This is a genomic window from Streptomyces sp. NPDC096311 (assembly GCF_044763085.1).
GTDB lineage: Bacteria > Actinomycetota > Actinomycetes > Streptomycetales > Streptomycetaceae > Streptomyces.
Genome location: NZ_JBIWFN010000022.1, coordinates 101,325 through 116,342, shown reverse-complemented (window position 1 = coordinate 116,342; position 15,018 = coordinate 101,325). Strand labels below are relative to the sequence as shown.

General features: G+C 69.9%; 10 protein-coding genes. 5 read left to right on the top strand and 5 right to left on the bottom strand.

Annotated elements, in window-relative coordinates:
- Positions 1–51: 51 nt before the first annotated feature.
- From ACIRA5_RS41780 to ACIRA5_RS41770, 3 genes are all read left to right on the top strand, one after another.
- Positions 52–600, top strand: coding sequence for an RNA 2'-phosphotransferase (locus ACIRA5_RS41780; protein WP_352053048.1), 549 nt, complete (start codon positions 52–54; stop codon positions 598–600).
- 88 nt (positions 601–688) lie between these two features.
- Positions 689–1,600 (top strand): LLM class flavin-dependent oxidoreductase, encoded by a 912-nt coding sequence (locus ACIRA5_RS41775; RefSeq protein WP_403700239.1) that lies wholly within the window; start codon positions 689–691, stop codon positions 1,598–1,600.
- 99 nt (positions 1,601–1,699) lie between these two features.
- Complete coding sequence (locus tag ACIRA5_RS41770; protein ID WP_403700236.1) at positions 1,700–2,587, top strand: Cof-type HAD-IIB family hydrolase; 888 nt, start codon at positions 1,700–1,702, stop codon at positions 2,585–2,587.
- Positions 2,588–2,648: 61 nt separating this feature from the next.
- Here ACIRA5_RS41770 and ACIRA5_RS41765 read toward each other — a convergent pair whose 3' ends face one another.
- The 5 genes from ACIRA5_RS41765 to hisC all read right to left on the bottom strand — a co-directional run bounded on the left by ACIRA5_RS41765 (position 2,649) and on the right by hisC (position 11,910).
- On the bottom strand, positions 2,649–4,331 hold the full coding sequence (locus tag ACIRA5_RS41765) for a GAF domain-containing sensor histidine kinase (protein WP_403700234.1): 1,683 nt from the start codon (positions 4,329–4,331) through the stop codon (positions 2,649–2,651).
- 59 nt (positions 4,332–4,390) lie between these two features.
- Positions 4,391–7,894: a thiol reductant ABC exporter subunit CydD gene (gene cydD, locus ACIRA5_RS41760; protein WP_403700231.1), complete on the bottom strand. Its 3,504-nt coding sequence runs from the start codon at positions 7,892–7,894 to the stop codon at positions 4,391–4,393.
- A 98-nt stretch (positions 7,895–7,992) separates the two neighbouring features.
- Positions 7,993–9,000 (bottom strand): cytochrome d ubiquinol oxidase subunit II, encoded by a 1,008-nt coding sequence (gene cydB / locus ACIRA5_RS41755; protein WP_403700228.1) that lies wholly within the window; start codon positions 8,998–9,000, stop codon positions 7,993–7,995.
- A gap of 20 nt (positions 9,001–9,020) precedes the next feature.
- On the bottom strand, positions 9,021–10,538 hold the full coding sequence (locus ACIRA5_RS41750; protein WP_403700225.1) for a cytochrome ubiquinol oxidase subunit I: 1,518 nt from the start codon (positions 10,536–10,538) through the stop codon (positions 9,021–9,023).
- A gap of 295 nt (positions 10,539–10,833) precedes the next feature.
- The gene (gene hisC, locus ACIRA5_RS41745) at positions 10,834–11,910 is read right to left on the bottom strand and encodes a histidinol-phosphate transaminase (RefSeq protein ID WP_403700222.1); all 1,077 of its coding nucleotides are present in this window, start codon (positions 11,908–11,910) and stop codon (positions 10,834–10,836) included.
- Between the two features lie 490 nt (positions 11,911–12,400).
- Here hisC and ACIRA5_RS41740 point away from each other — a divergent pair, with 490 nt between their 5' ends.
- Both ACIRA5_RS41740 and ACIRA5_RS41735 read left to right on the top strand, forming a co-directional pair.
- The gene (locus ACIRA5_RS41740; protein WP_403700219.1) at positions 12,401–13,513 is read left to right on the top strand and encodes a LacI family DNA-binding transcriptional regulator; all 1,113 of its coding nucleotides are present in this window, start codon (positions 12,401–12,403) and stop codon (positions 13,511–13,513) included.
- Positions 13,514–13,772: 259 nt separating this feature from the next.
- Positions 13,773–14,843, top strand: a complete 1,071-nt coding sequence (locus ACIRA5_RS41735; RefSeq protein ID WP_403700216.1) for a metallophosphoesterase — start codon at positions 13,773–13,775, stop codon at positions 14,841–14,843.
- Positions 14,844–15,018 lie beyond the last annotated feature (175 nt).

The window sequence follows — 15,018 nt, the reverse complement described above, 5'->3', positions numbered from 1 at the left end:
CAAATGCGTGATCCGCCTCTCGCCAGGCACGCTGGCAGGATGAACGAACCGATGGATGAAAGACGCACCGTGAAGGTGTCGAAGTACCTCTCGAAGCATCTGCGGCATCAGCCCGAGCGGATCGGGCTCACGCTCGGCGAGGGAGGCTGGGTCGAGATCGACACGCTGATCGCGGCAGCGGCGGAGCACGGCTTCCGGATCACCCGCGAGGAGCTAGACCATGTGGTGGCCACGAACGACAAGCGGCGCTTCGCCGTGGAGGGCACCCGCATCCGCGCCAGCCAGGGCCACTCCGTCGAGGTCGACCTCGGACTGCCCCCGGCGACTCCGCCGGGGTACCTCTACCACGGGACCGTGGCCCGCAATCTGGACGCGATCCGGGCCGAGGGCCTGCGGCCCATGAACCGGCACGACGTGCATCTCTCGCCCGACCGCGAGACCGCCACCCGCGTCGGCGCCCGCCGCGGCCGGCCCGTCGTGCTCGGCGTGGACGCCGCCGCCATGCACCGCGACGGCCATGTCTTCCGGGTCAGCGCGAACGGGGTGTGGCTCACCGAGGCCGTACCGTCGAAGTACCTGCGCTTCCCCGGCCCGCACTGATCGTCCGCCGACCGGCCGGCCGAGGGGCACCGGTGGAGCGATCACACGGTGGCCACGACCACCCCGCGGCTCCGCTTACGCTCGATGCATGAGTCTGCGTCTGAGCACTGTGATCCTGCCGTACCTCCGCTGGCACGAGGGCGGGCGTGCCGCCTGGCAGCGTGCGGAGCAGCTCGGCTTCCACACCGCGTTCACGTACGACCACCTGTCGTGGCGGACCTTCCGGGACGGCCCCTGGTTCGGTGCCGTGCCCACGCTCACCGCCGCGGCCGCCGCCACCGACCGGCTCCGCCTGGGCACGCTCGTGACCTCGCCGAACTTCCGGCACCCGGTGACCCTCGCCAAGGAACTGATCTCCCTCGACGACATCTCGAACGGCCGGATCACCCTGGGCATCGGCGCGGGCGGCAACGGATTCGACGCCATGACGCTTCTGAAGTGCGGCCAGGAGCCCTGGACCCCGCGTGAGCGCGCCGACCGCTTCGGCGAGTTCGTACCCCTGCTCGACCGCCTCCTCACCGAGGACTCGGTCTCCTACGACGGCGACTTCTACTCGGCACACGAGGCACGCAACATCCCGGGCTGTGTCCAGCGGCCCCGACTGCCCTTCGCGGTGGCCGCCACCGGCCCGCGCGGCATGAAGCTCGCCGCCCGCCACGGACAGGCCTGGGTGACGACCGGCGACCCCAAGCTGTACGAAACGGGCACCCCTGAACAGTCGGTTCAGGCCATTCACGGACAGGTGGAGAAGCTGGCCGCCGCCTGCGCCGCGGTCGGCCGTGACGTGTCCGGACTCGACAAGATCCTGCTCACCGGTTTCACCCCGGACCGAGGCCGTCCGCTGGAGTCCCTCGACGCGTTCGTCGACTTCGCGGGCCGGCACGCGGAGCTGGGTTTCACCGACATCGTGATCCACTGGCCCATCCCCGACTCGGACTTCGCCGCGGACGAGAAGGTCTTCGAGCGCATCGCCATGGAGGCCCCGGCCCAGCTGGCCTGACGGCCAGAGCCACCACGGATGGCGGCAACGGGGTGTAACGGTACTGGTGAGAGCGGTAACCACTCACATGTGCGGGCTCCCGCACGGCCGTGCGGGCATATGCGCGAGAATGACCCGGTGACCTCAGCGACCCGACAGCCAGAGACCCCGGCAGCCGCCCTTCCGCCGCGCCTGATCGCCACGGACCTCGACGGCACCCTCCTGCGCGACGACAAGTCCGTATCCGAGCGCACGGTCGCCGCCCTCGCCGCCGCCGAGGAGGCCGGCATCGAGGTCTTCTTCGTGACCGGCCGCCCGGCCCGCTGGATGGACGTCGTCAGCGACCACGTCCACGGCCATGGCCTGGCGATCTGCGGCAACGGCGCCGCCGTGGTCGACCTGCACGGCGGCCCCGGCGCCCACCGGTTCGTCAAGGTCCGGGAGCTGGCGCGGGAGAACGCGCTCGACGCCGTACGACTGCTGCGGGAGGCCGCACCGGGCACGGTGTTCGCCGTCGAGCAGACGTACGGCTTCTACCAGGAGCCCGCGTACCCCAAGCTGCACATGGAGATCCCCGACACCCTCGCGCCCGCCGAGCGGCTCCTGGCCCCGGACGCCCCCGGCGCCGGCGAACCCGTGCTCAAGATCCTCGCCTTCCACCACGAGCTCGACCCCGACGCCTTCCTCACCGTGGCCCGTCGCGCCGTCGGCGACCGCGCCACCATCACCCGCTCCAGCCCCAGCGCCCTGCTGGAGATCAGCGGCCCCGGCGTCTCCAAGGCCAGCACGCTCGAACTGTGCTGCGCCGAGCGCGGTATCTCCCCCGAGGAGGTCGTCGCCTTCGGAGACATGCCGAACGACGTCGAGATGCTGACCTGGGCGGGCACGTCGTACGCGATGGGCAACGCGCACCCCGCCGTAGTCGCCGCGGCCTCCGGTCGCACGGTCGCCAACAACGAGGACGGGGTGGCGGTCGTCATCGAGAAGATCCTCGCCGAGCGGCTGTAGGAGTGGCTGGGCAGGACCGGCGGTTCCACAGCGGCCCGGGGTTCTCAAGCGGCCCGGGGTTCTAGAGCGGTTCCGCCTGCGGAACGTGCGGGGCCTGCCACACCAGCGTCGTACCGCCGCCGTCGGCTCCGGGCCCCGGTCCGTACCAACTGTCGCCGCCCAGCGACTCGGCGCGCCGCCCGAGGTTGCGCAGACCGCTGCGCCGGCCGCCCTCAGGGATGCCGATGCCGTTGTCCTCGACGGTCAGCCGGACACCCTGCCGACCGTCCGGCAGGACGACGGACGCGTCGACGACGACGTCGATGCGGGAGGCCCCGGCATGCCGGAAGGCGTTGGAGAGCGCCTCCCGCAGGGCCGCGATGAGGTTCTTGCCCGTGAGTTCACCGACCGCCGTGTCGACGGGCCCGACAAAGCGGTGCGTGGGCTTGAAGCCGAGCGGCACGGCGGCCATGTTGATCTCCCGCAGCACCCGGGTGCGCAGGCCGGACGGCACTTCGGCAGGTCCCTGTTGGAGCGCGAAGACGGCGGTGCGGATCTCCTGGATGGTGACGTCGAGTTCGCCGACCGCTTTTTCGACGCCCTGCCGCACCTCGGGCACGGCCGAGTTCCGCTGTGCGCTCTCCAACATCATCCCGGTGGCGAACAGCCGCTGGATGACGAGGTCGTGCAGATCACGGGCGATCCGGTCACGGTCCTCGTAGACCGCGAGCCGCTCCCGGTCGCGCTGTGCCTCGGCCATCATCAGTGCGAGCGCGGCCTGCGAGGCAAAGTGCGCGGCGAGGGTGCGCTCGGTCTCGGTGAAAGGACGCCCGCCCCGTTCCCGGGGAGTGACGAGGGCTCCCAGGAAACGGCCGTCGCTCTGCAGGGGAAGCATCATCGTCGGCCCGTACTCGCGGGCGAAGTCGGTGACCATGCGCGGGTCGGTGGCCGCGTCGTCGAGGAACACGGCCTCTCCGTCGAGGAGTTCGGCGACCAGTTCACTCTCCGGCGGGACGACGGCTCCCAGCGCCTTGGACGGGCGGTCCTTGGCCACCGCGCTGATCTCCAGACCGCCCTCCGCGGCGGGCAGCAGCACGATCCCGGCCACCGATCCGGAGAGCCTGCGGGCCTGCTCCGCGACGACCTGGAGTGCGTCCTCGGCGTCGTCGGCCGACAGGAGTGCCCGGGTCACGGCCACCGAGCCGTCGATCCACCGTTCGCGCTGCTGGGCGGCCTCGTACAGCCGGGCGTTGCCGATCGCGATACCCGCCTCCGCGGCCAGCACACGGACCATGTTGAGGTCGTCGTCGGTGAACGGGCCACCGCCGCGTTTCTCGGCCAGGTACAGATTCCCGAAGATCTCCCCCTGCACCCGGATCGGCACCCCCAGGAAGCTGCGCATCGCCGGATGATGCTCGGGAAATCCGCACGCGCGCGCGTCCTCGCCCAGCCGCGCGAGCCGTACCGGCGCCGGGTCGTGGATGAGCGCCCCGAGCAGCCCCCTGTGTCCGTCGGGCAGCCGCCCGATCCGCCGGGCGGTCTCGTCGTCGACGCCGTGGAAGACGAAGTCCGCGAGTCCCTCACCGTCTTCCCCCACGACCCCGATGGCGGCGTAGCACGCGTCCGCCAGCTCGGCCGCCTTCTCGCAGATCCGGTCCAGCGTCGAGTGCAGCTCCAGCCCCGACCCGATCGACCGCACCGCCTCCAACAGCCGCGGCACGTCCGGGCCGCCGTCCGGACGAGGGGAGGCGGGGACCACTGACATGCCTCGAGAGTAGTTAGTCCCCTTTGGACCGGAAAGTCGGACCGTTGCCCGGGGAGTCGCTAGCGCGCCGCCGCCCCGACCAGCAGATCCCCTGCCGCCTCCCGCTCCAGCATCTCCCGCAACGGCCCCTCCACCACCGACAGCTCCGCGTACGCACCCCGCTGCGCCACCCGTCCCGCCGCCAGCACGATCACCTCGTCCACCGCCGCGAGACCCGCCAGCCGATGCGTGATCAGCAACGTCGTACGGCCCTCCGTCGCGGTCAGGAGGTCCGCGGTGAGCGCGTCGGCCGTCGGCAGGTCGAGGTGTTCCGCGGGCTCGTCGAGGACGAGCACGGGGAAGTCGGCCAGCAGCGCGCGAGCAAGCGCCAGCCGCTGGCGCTGACCACCGGACAGCCGCGCCCCGTGCTCGCCGATGAGCGTGTCGAGCCCGTCGGGCAGTCCGTCCGCCCACTCCATGAGCCGGGCCCGCGCGAGCGCGTCGCGCAGCTCGGCCTCGGTGGCGCTCTTCCTGGCCAGCAGGAGGTTCTCGCGCACCGTGCTGTCGAAGAGGTGCGCGTCCTGGGCGCAGAGCCCGACCAGTCGGCGCACGTCGTCCCCGTCCATCCCGTACGCGTCCGTGTCGCCCAGCGTGTACGTCCCCGCCTCCGCGTCCAGGAACCGCAGCAGCACCTGTGCGAGCGTGGTCTTGCCGGACCCGGAGGGGCCGACGACGGCGACTCTGCGGCCCTGTTCGAGGGTCAGGTCGAGGCCGGCGAGCGCGTCCCGGTCCTGTCCGGCATGGCGCGCCCTGAGCCCCTGTACGCGCAACGGGAACGGTGCCGCGGGCGCCGGCTGCGGGAGCTCCGGTTCGCGTACGGGATCGGGGGCGTCCAGCACCTCGTACACACGCTCCGCGCTCCTGCGCACCCGCTGCCGGTACTGGACGGCGAGCGGCAGCCCCAGGACGGACTCGAACGCCGCCAGCGGAGTGAGGACGACCACGGCCATCGCCACGCCGCTCAGGCGCCCGCCGGCGACCGCCTGGGCGCCCACGAGGGCGGTCGTCGCGACGGTCAGTCCGGTGGCCAGGGCGGTGAGCCCGTCGCCGAGCGCGGTCGCGGTGGCAGCCCGCGAGGCGATGCGGGTCAACGCGGTGTCGGCCCGCCGCGCTTCGGCTGTACGGGTGGGCAGGGCGCCCGCGACCGTCAGCTCGGCCGTCCCGGTGAGGAGGTCGGTCACCCGGGTCGCCAGGGCGCCGCGAGCGGGGGACAGCCGGTGCTCCGCGCGGCGCGCCACGGCGCCGGTCAGCAGCGGGACGCCGACCCCGGCCGCCAGCAACCCGGCGGCGAGGGCGGCCCCGGCCTCGGGGAGCAGCCAGGCGGTGAAGCCGACGGAGGCGGCGGACACGAGGAGCGCCGCCCCGGCCGGCAGCAGCCACCGCAGCCAGTAGTCCTGCAGGGCGTCCACATCGGCCACGAGCCGCGACAGCAGGTCGCCCCGCCGGGCCGTCCGCAGTCCGGCGGGGGCCAGGCGCTCGAGGCGTCGGTAGACGGCGACCCGGGTGTCGGCCAGCATCCGCAGCACCGCGTCGTGCGACACGAGCCGCTCGGCGTACCGGAAGACGGCCCGGCCGATCCCGAACGCCCGCGTGGCGGTCACGGCCAGCATCAGATACATCACCGGCGGCTGCTGCGACGCCCTCGAGATCAGCCACCCGGAGGTGGCCATCAGTCCGACGGCACTTCCGAGTGCGAGGCTCCCGAGGAGAAGGGCGAGTGTGAAACGGCCGCTCCGGGGGCCGGCCGTCGCGCGGACCCGGGCGAGCACGCCTCCGCGCCGCGGAGGGGCCGCGTGGGCCTCTTCCGTAGCGGCCCCGGGCACGCCCTCCGGTTCGACCGTCGGGAGCTCCTTCGTGCCCTCGCCGTGGACGGAACCGGTCGCGACGACCGACGCCGCGGCCTCGAGCCGCACCACCCGGTCGGCCACCTCCAGCAGCGCGGGCCGGTGCACCACCAGCAGCACCGTCCGGCCGACGGCGAGCCTGCGTACCGCCGCCACGACCTCCGCCTCCGTCGCCCCGTCCAGCGAGGCCGTCGGCTCGTCGAGCAGCAGGACGGGCCGGTCCGCGAGAAACGCCCGGGCCAGCGCGAGACGTTGACGCTGCCCGGCGGAGAGTCCGCTGCCGTCCTCGCCGAGGACCGTCCCGACCCCGTCGGGCAGGGCGTCCACGAACTCCAGCGCCCCCGCGTCAGCCAGCGCCCGCCGCACCGCCGCGTCGTCGGCGTCGAGCCGGGCGAGCCGTACGTTCTCGGCGATCGAGCCGGCGTAGAGGTGCGGCCGCTGAGGCACCCACGCCACCCGGGACCGCCACTCCTCCACATCGGCCTCGGCGAGATCGACTCCTCCGATCCGCACCCGCCCCGCGACGGGCTCCACGAACCCCAGCAGCACCTTCAGCAGCGTGGACTTGCCCACACCGCTCGGTCCGACGAGAGCCACCGTCTCACCGGTCCCGACGACGAAGGAGACATCGGAGACCGCGTCCCCGGAGCGCCCGGAATACCGGACGGTCACTCCCTCGAAGCCGACCTCCCCTGCCGGCGCGACGAGCAAACCGGTGGCCGGCACCGGGTTCTCCAGCACCGAGAAGATCTCCTCCGCCGCCGCGAGCCCCTCGGCGGCAGCGTGGTACTGCGCCCCCACCTGCCTCAGCGGCAGATACGCCTCGGGAGCGAGAACGAGGATGACGAGCCCGACGTACAGATCCATGTCGCCGTGGACGAGCCGCATCCCGATGGTCACCGCGACCAGGGCGACCGAGATCGTGGCGAGCAGCTCCAGCGCGAAGGACGAAAGGAAGGCGATCCGCAGTGTCCGCATGGTCGCCTGGCGGTACTCGCCGGTGATCCGCCGAATCGACTCGGCCTGCGCCTTGGCCCGCCCGAAGACCTTCAGCGTGGGCAGACCGGCGACCACATCCAGGAAGTGCCCCGAGAGCCGGGACAGCAGTCTCCACTGACGATCCATCTGGGACCGGGTCGCCCAGCCGATCAGCGCCATGAAGACGGGGATGAGCGGCAGGGTGACGACGATGATCGCCGCCGACAACCAGTCCTCGGTGACGATCCGCGCGAGCACCGCCACGGGCACCACCACCGCGAGTCCCAACTGGGGGAGATAGCGCGAGAAGTAGTCGTCGAGCGCGTCCACTCCCCGCGTGGCGAGGGCGACGAGCGACCCGGTTCGCTGCCCGCTCAGCCACTCGGGGCCGAGCGCGGCGGCCCGCTCCAGCAACCGTCCTCGCAACTCCGACTTGACCGCCGCGCTCGCCCGGTGCGCGGCGAGTTCGGTGAGCCAGGAGACAACCGCTCGGCCGATGGCGACCGCGACCAGCAGGATCAGGGGCGTCCGGAGTTCGGAAGCCGAGTGACCGTGCTGGAAAGCTCCGACGACCACTTCGGCGATGAGCATCGCTTGGGCAATGACCAGCGCCGCCCCGGCCGCGCCCAGCCCCACGACCGCCATGAGGAAGAAGCGAGTGGCGCGGGCGTACCGCAGCAGACGCGGGTCGATTGGTTTCACGTGAAACACACCCTTGTCTCATCCGGCATGTTTCACGTGAAACATGCCCTTGGGGAGGACTTGGTCCATTGGGTCGGATTCAGCCCATAAGGCCGGGCTCAGTGCGCAACATCCGCGGCGATGTGATGCGTACCGATCCTCTTGCGGAACACCCAGTACGTCCACGACTGGTACAGCAGGACCATCGGTGTGGCGATTCCCGCACACCAGGTCATGATCCTCAGGGTGTAAGGAGACGACGAGGCGTTGCTGACCGTCAGGCTCCAGTCCGCGTTGAGCGAGGACGGCATGACGTTCGGGAAGAGCGTCAGGAAGAGCATCGTGACGACCGCCACGATGGTGAGCCCCGACAGCGCGAACGCCCAGCCCTCGCGCCCCGTCTGGGCCACCGCGATCGCGGCGACGAGGGCGACGACGGCCACGATCAACGCGGCCAGGGACTTCGCGTCGCCGTTGTCGGCCTGGGTCCAGATCAGGAAGACGAGTGCCATCACGGCGGCCACCAACCCGACCCCGAGCGAAAGCTTGCGCGCCTGCTCCCGTATGTCCCCGACGGTCTTGAGCCCCACGAACACGGTCCCGTGGAAGGTGAACAGCGTCAGCGTGACCAGACCGCCCAGGAGCGCGTACGGGTTGAGCAGGTCACCGAAGTTGCCCACGTACTCGAAGTTCTTGTCGATCTTCACTCCGTGCACGATGTTGCCGAAGGCCACGCCCCACATGAACGCGGGGACGAGCGAGGTCCAGAAGATCGCCGCCTCCCAGTTGCGCTGCCAGTTCTCTTCGGGCCGCTTCACCCGGTACTCGAAGGCGACTCCGCGCACGATCAGGCAGACCAGGATGAGCAGCAGCGGCAGATAGAAGCCGGAGAAGAGCGTGGCGTACCACTCCGGGAAGGCGGCGAAGGTGGCGCCGCCCGCCGAGAGCAGCCACACCTCGTTGCCGTCCCAGACGGGTCCGATGGTGTTGATGAGGACCCGCTTCTCGGTGCGGTCACGGGCCAGCAGCTTGGTGAGGACGCCGACCCCGAAGTCGAAGCCCTCCAGGAAGAAGTAGCCGGTCCACAGGACCGCGATGATGACGAACCAGACGTCGTGGAGTTCCATGACTCAGCAGCTCCCTGGGCCTAGTAGGAGAAGGCCATCGGCTTGTCGGCGTCATGGGGGTCGCCGCCGATCTTGGTGGGCGGGTTGAGGTCGGCCTCGGTGAGCTCCGGCGGACCCTGCTTCACGTACTTGAGCATCAGCTTCACCTCGATGACGGCGAGGATTGCGTAGATGAGGGTGAACACGATCAGCGAGGTCAGCACCTCCGCCTGGGAGACCCCGGGCGAGACCGCGTCCCTGGTCCTCAGCAGGCCGTACACCACCCAGGGCTGACGCCCTGTCTCGGTGAAGATCCAGCCCCAGGAGATGCCGATGAGCGGGAAGATCAACGTCCACTGGGACAGCCGCCACCACCAGATGCCGAGCTTCGGCGTCAGCTCCATGTTCTTGGTGAGCATGAGCTTCGGGACGTCCTCGTCCCCGGTGCGGTGTTCCGGCCCCAGCCAGAACTTCCGCCTGGTCAGCCAGAGGCCGGCGGTGCACAGGGCCATCGAGACCCCACCGAAGCCGATCATCCAGCGGTACGCCCAGTAGGCGGTGGGGATGTTGGGCCGGTAGTCACCGGGCCCGAACTTCTCCTGTTCGGACTTGTTGATGTCGTTGATGCCGGGGATCTTGGCGTTGAAGTCGTTCTTGGCGAGGAAGGAGAGTATCCCCGGGATCTCGATGGCGACGGTGTTGTGGCCCTTGGCGACATCGCCGTATGCGAAGAGCGAGAAGGGCGCGGGCTGCTGTGAGTCCCACAGGGCCTCGGCAGCCGACATCTTCATCGGCTGCTGCTCGTACATCACCTTGCCGAGGGTGTCGGCGCTGACGACGGTGAGGAGCGTGCCCACCAGCGCGGTGATCAGGCCGAGCCGCAGCGACATCCTCATGGTGCGGACGTGCCGCTTCTTGCGCAGGTGGAAGACGGCGATGCCGGTCATGAAGGCGCCGCCGACCAGGATGGACGCGCTGATCACATGCCAGAAGTTGACGAGCGCCGTCTCCTGGAAGAGCACCTTGGGGAAGTCGGTCAGCTCGGCGCGCATCGTGCCGTCCGCCTTCTTCACCAGCCGGTAGCCGACCGGATGCTGCATGAAGGAGTTGGCCGCCATGATGAAGTAGGCCGACAGGATCGTGCCGATGGAGACCACCCAGATACAGGCGAGGTGCACCTTCTTCGGCAGCTTGTCCCAGCCGAAGATCCACAGCCCGATGAAGGTGGACTCGAAGAAGAAGGCGATCAGGGCCTCGAAGGCAAGCGGGGCACCGAACACGTCACCGACGAAGCGCGAGTAGTCGGACCAGTTCATGCCGAACTGGAACTCTTGCACGATGCCGGTCACGACACCCATGGCGATGTTGATCAGGAACAGCTTTCCCCAGAACTTGGTCGCCCTGAGGTAGTGCTCCTTGCCCGTCCGCACCCAGGCGGTCTCCAGAATCGCCGTGAGAGCGGCGAGCGAGATCGTCAGAGGGACGAAAAGGAAGTGGTAGACGGTGGTGATGCCGAACTGCCACCGAGCCAGAGTCTCCGGCGCCAAAGCCAGTTCCACGTCGTCAGTCTCCTTACGCCGCCGTGGTTACAGCGGCAGTTTGCCCCTTTTGCTACATACATCACGGGACAATCGGGACACGCTTGTGAACGCGTTCACATTCACAAGCAATTATGACGCACCGGCTTTCGACCCTCGAAGGGGGGTCCCCTTTGCGTCAACCCCTCGGAAGGTCTCGAACACACCAAGGTGTCCTCCGGACCACACCACGGTGTCCGCCGGACCGACGACAACAACCCCGCCGCTCCGGCGCCGCGAGGCACTGGAACAGCGGGGTTGTCAGCGGGATGTGACGTCAGAGCTCGTTGCGGAACCCCTCGGTCGCCTTGAGGAAGATGTCGTTCGCCTCGGTCTCGCCGATCGTCACGCGCACCCCTTCGCCGGCGAAGGGCCGCACGACGACCCCGGCCTGCTCGCAGTGGGCGGCGAATTCGAGCGTGCGCTCCCCCAGCCTGAGCCACACGAAGTTGGCCTGCGTCTCGGGCACCGTCCAGCCCTGACCGCGCAACGCCTCGACCACGCGGTTGCGCTCGCACACCAGAGCGCCGACCCGGCCGAGCAGCTCGTCCTCGGCACGCAGCGAGGCGACCGCCGCGTCCTGCGCGAGCTGGCTGACCCCGAAGGGCACCGCGGTCTTGCGCAGCGCCGCAGCCACCGGCTCGTGCGCGATCGCGAAACCGACCCTCAGGCCCGCGAGCCCGTACGCCTTGGAGAAGGTACGCAGCACAGCGACGTTGGGACGGTCACGGTAGATCGAAACGCCGTCCGGCACCTCGACGTCCCGGATGAACTCGCGGTACGCCTCGTCCAGAACCACCAGGACATCGCCAGGCACCCGGTCGAGGAATCGCTCCAGCTCGGCCCGGCGCACCACGGTGCCGGTCGGGTTGTTCGGGTTGCAGACGAAAATCAGCCGCGTCTTGTCGGTGATCGCGTCGGCCATGGCGTCCAGGTCGTGCACCTCGTCCGAGGTCAGCGGCACCCGTACCGAGGTCGCCCCGCTGATCTGCGTAATGATCGGGTACGCCTCGAAGGACCGCCAGGCGTAGATCACCTCGTCGCCCAGTCCGCTGGTCGCCTGCAGCAGCTGCTGGGCCACCCCGACCGAACCGGTCCCGGTCGCCAAGTGCGAGAGGGGGACCCCGAAGCGGTCCGACAGCTCGCTCATCAGCCCCGTGCACGCCATGTCCGGGTAGCGGTTGAACGTACCGGCCGCGGCGGTCACGCTCTCCATCACCCCGGGCAGCGGCGGGTAGGGGTTCTCATTGGAGGACAGCTTGTACGCCACCGCGCCGGCCGCGGCGGGCTTGCCCGGCTTGTAGCTGGGGATACCCTCCAGCTCGGCACGCAGCTTGGGGCTCGTCTCGCTCACCGCAGTCCTCCTCGCGACCACCGCTGGCTCATGACCACCACCGGCTACCAATGCTTCTCACCTTATGAGGATTCGGCGCCACTGCGAATGGGCCGGGGACAACCCTGCGACACCCCTGGCCCTGGCCCACGACCCGCCGCGTACGCCTTGGTGATCATCGTCATACTCCCCGGCGACCGTCTCCGTGCGGACTCCGCGGTCATCCTCGTACGAAGGCGTACGAATCGGGGGGGCGCGTTGCCTTCAAGGCTGTGCGCTGGTGGCTCACGCCGTAGCGCGCATCACCCGTGCAGGTGAGTTGAGACCTCTTCGAAACATGACCCACTTGGCAGGCCCATGCGCGCCGACGCGTCACGTACTGCCATTGGATCGTTTAACTGACTTGGTTTCAAAGGGAGTAGAGCCTTGTTGATCATGCAGAAACGTGCCTGTCAACGCGTGCATATGCGTCCGCACTACCCCACCGCATGAGCCCTACTATCGGCTCGCCATGACAGCAGCAGGGAAGCACCAGGTGAGCCGGGCGGAGACTACCCGCCGAGGCGGTCGACCGGGCCGGGCGGGAATCAGAGACGTCGCCGCGGCCGCAGGCGTCTCCATCACAACCGTCTCCGACGCCCTCAACGGCAAGGGCCGGCTCCCGGACGCCACCCGACGCCACGTCCGCGAAGTCGCCGACCGGCTGGGCTATCGCCCGTCGGCCGCCGCCCGCACCCTCCGTACCGGCAAGTCCGGCCTCATCGGCCTGACCGTGACCACCTACGGGGATGAACCTTTCACCTTCACCGAATTCGCCTACTTCGCCGAGATGGCCAGAGCCGCCACCTCCGCCGCACTCGCCCGCGGCTACGCCCTGGTCATCCTCCCCGCCACCTCACGCCACGACGTCTGGTCCAACGTCGCCCTCGACGGAACCGTCGTCATCGACCCCTCCGACCAGGACCCCGTGGTCAGCGAACTCGTCCGGCAGGGCTTACCCGTCGTCTCCGACGGCCGCCCCGCCGGCACCCTGCCCGTCACCGCCTGGGTGGACAACGACCACGAAGCCGCCGTCCTGGACATCCTCGACCACCTCGCCGACGCCGGCGCCCGCCGCATCGGCCTCCTCACCGGCACCTCCACCGACACCTATACCCACCTGTCCACCACCGCGTATCTGCACTGGTGCGAGCGGGTCGGACAGGATCCGGTGTACGAGGCCTACCCGGCCCACGACCCGTGTGCGGGCGCCGTCGCCGCGGACCGGCTGCTGGCCCGGCCCGACCGCCCCGACGCGGTCTACGGCCTCTTCGACCCCAACGGCACCGATCTGCTGGCCGCGGCCCGGCGCTACGGACTGCGCGTCCCGGACGACCTGCTGCTGGTCTGCTGCAGCGAGTCCACCGTCTACGCCAGCACCGAGCCGCCCATCACCACCCTCTCGCTCAAACCTCGCCGCATCGGCACCGCCGTCGTCCAGCTCCTCATCGACGCCATCGAGGGAGCGGAAACCGACCAACCCGTCGAACAGGTCATACCGACGGAGCTGATCGTGCGGACCTCCTCCGAGCGACGTCCACCCCGTACGACGGTCAGCCCACCCCGATCACCCGAGCAGGGGTAGTCCGGGTCACCCGGGGAAGAGTGGCCCGGCGTACGCTGAGGTTGACGTCCGTCATGTCGGCGGCGGGGCATCCACCAGGGAAAGCCCCGCCCAATTCGGGCGAAAACCGTGGTGAACAGGGCTCCTGCTCCGATTCACCACCCCTGGGTCATCACATGGCGCGATCCGCATTCCTATGATGGGCCCACGACACCGCGGGCCGCTGCGACCAGGCAGTCCGAACCGGTGCAGATGCGGCGCGATGGTGGTGGAGGGGTCGATGACTCAGGGGGCCGGTCAGGGACCCGAGGCGGTGCGGACGGAGACGTTGCGCGACTTCCGGGTGCCCGCGTACATCCACGAGACCGGTCCGTACCCGCCGAGCGCAGCTCCCGGCGAGGCGGCCGGAGTCGGCGAGGAGCCCGAGGGCTACACGCCCACCCGGCGCGACCTGCCCGTCATCAACCGGGGCGACACGGTGCAGGTCGCCATGGACCCCGCCGCCGTGGCGGCCTCCCAGCCCGCCGACGGGCCGGGACCGCTGTACGTCGTGGGCGACGTGCACGGCTACCTCGACCAGCTGGTCGCCGCGCTCCAGGAGCAGGGCCTCCTCGACGCCGCGGGCAACTGGTCCGCCGGGACCGCGCGCCTGTGGTTCCTCGGCGACTTCACCGACCGCGGCCCCGACGGCATCGGCGTGATCGACCTCGTGATGCGGCTGTCCGCCGAGGCGGCCGCGGTCGGCGGCTACTGCAAGGCGCTCATGGGCAACCACGAGCTGCTGCTGCTCGGCGCCAAGCGGTTCGGCGACACCCCCGTCAACTCCGGCGCGGGCACCGCCACCTTCCAGGCCGCTTGGCTGCTCAACGGCGGCCAGAAGACCGACATGGACCGCCTCCAGGACCACCACCTGCAGTGGATGGCCCGCCTGGACGCCATGGAGCAGGTCGACGGGCACCTCCTCGTGCACTCCGACACCACCGCCTACCTCGACTACGGCGACTCGATCGAGGCGGTCAACGACACCATCCGAGAAACCCTCACGCGCAACGACGCGGACGAGTGCTGGGACCTCTTCCGGAAGTTCACCAGACGCTTCGCCTTCCGCGACGAGGGTGGCGCCGAGGCGGCGCTGTCGCTGCTGGACACCTACGGTGGCACCCGTGTCGTCCATGGCCACAGCCCCATCCCGTACCTCCTGGGCGAGGTCGGCTCGGAGGACGGCGAGGACGCCGCGGGCCCCGTGGTCGAGGGACCACATCTTTACGCCGACGGACTGGCCATCGCGATGGACGGCGGAGTGACCATGGCCGGAAAACTGCTGGTCCAGCAACTGCCCCTGGATAGCTGAGGGTTCTTCGGGCAGGCGTCCCCCACGAAGGACAGCGCTGGCCAGGGGGCAATTTCTGGAAACCCCCTGTCACGGCGTGCCGTCACCGCTCTACCATCGGCTTATCCGTAGCAGGCTCCCCTCCGTTTCTGCCCGACGGCTCGTCAGCGTGCGAGCCACCAGCCCTACGGAGCAT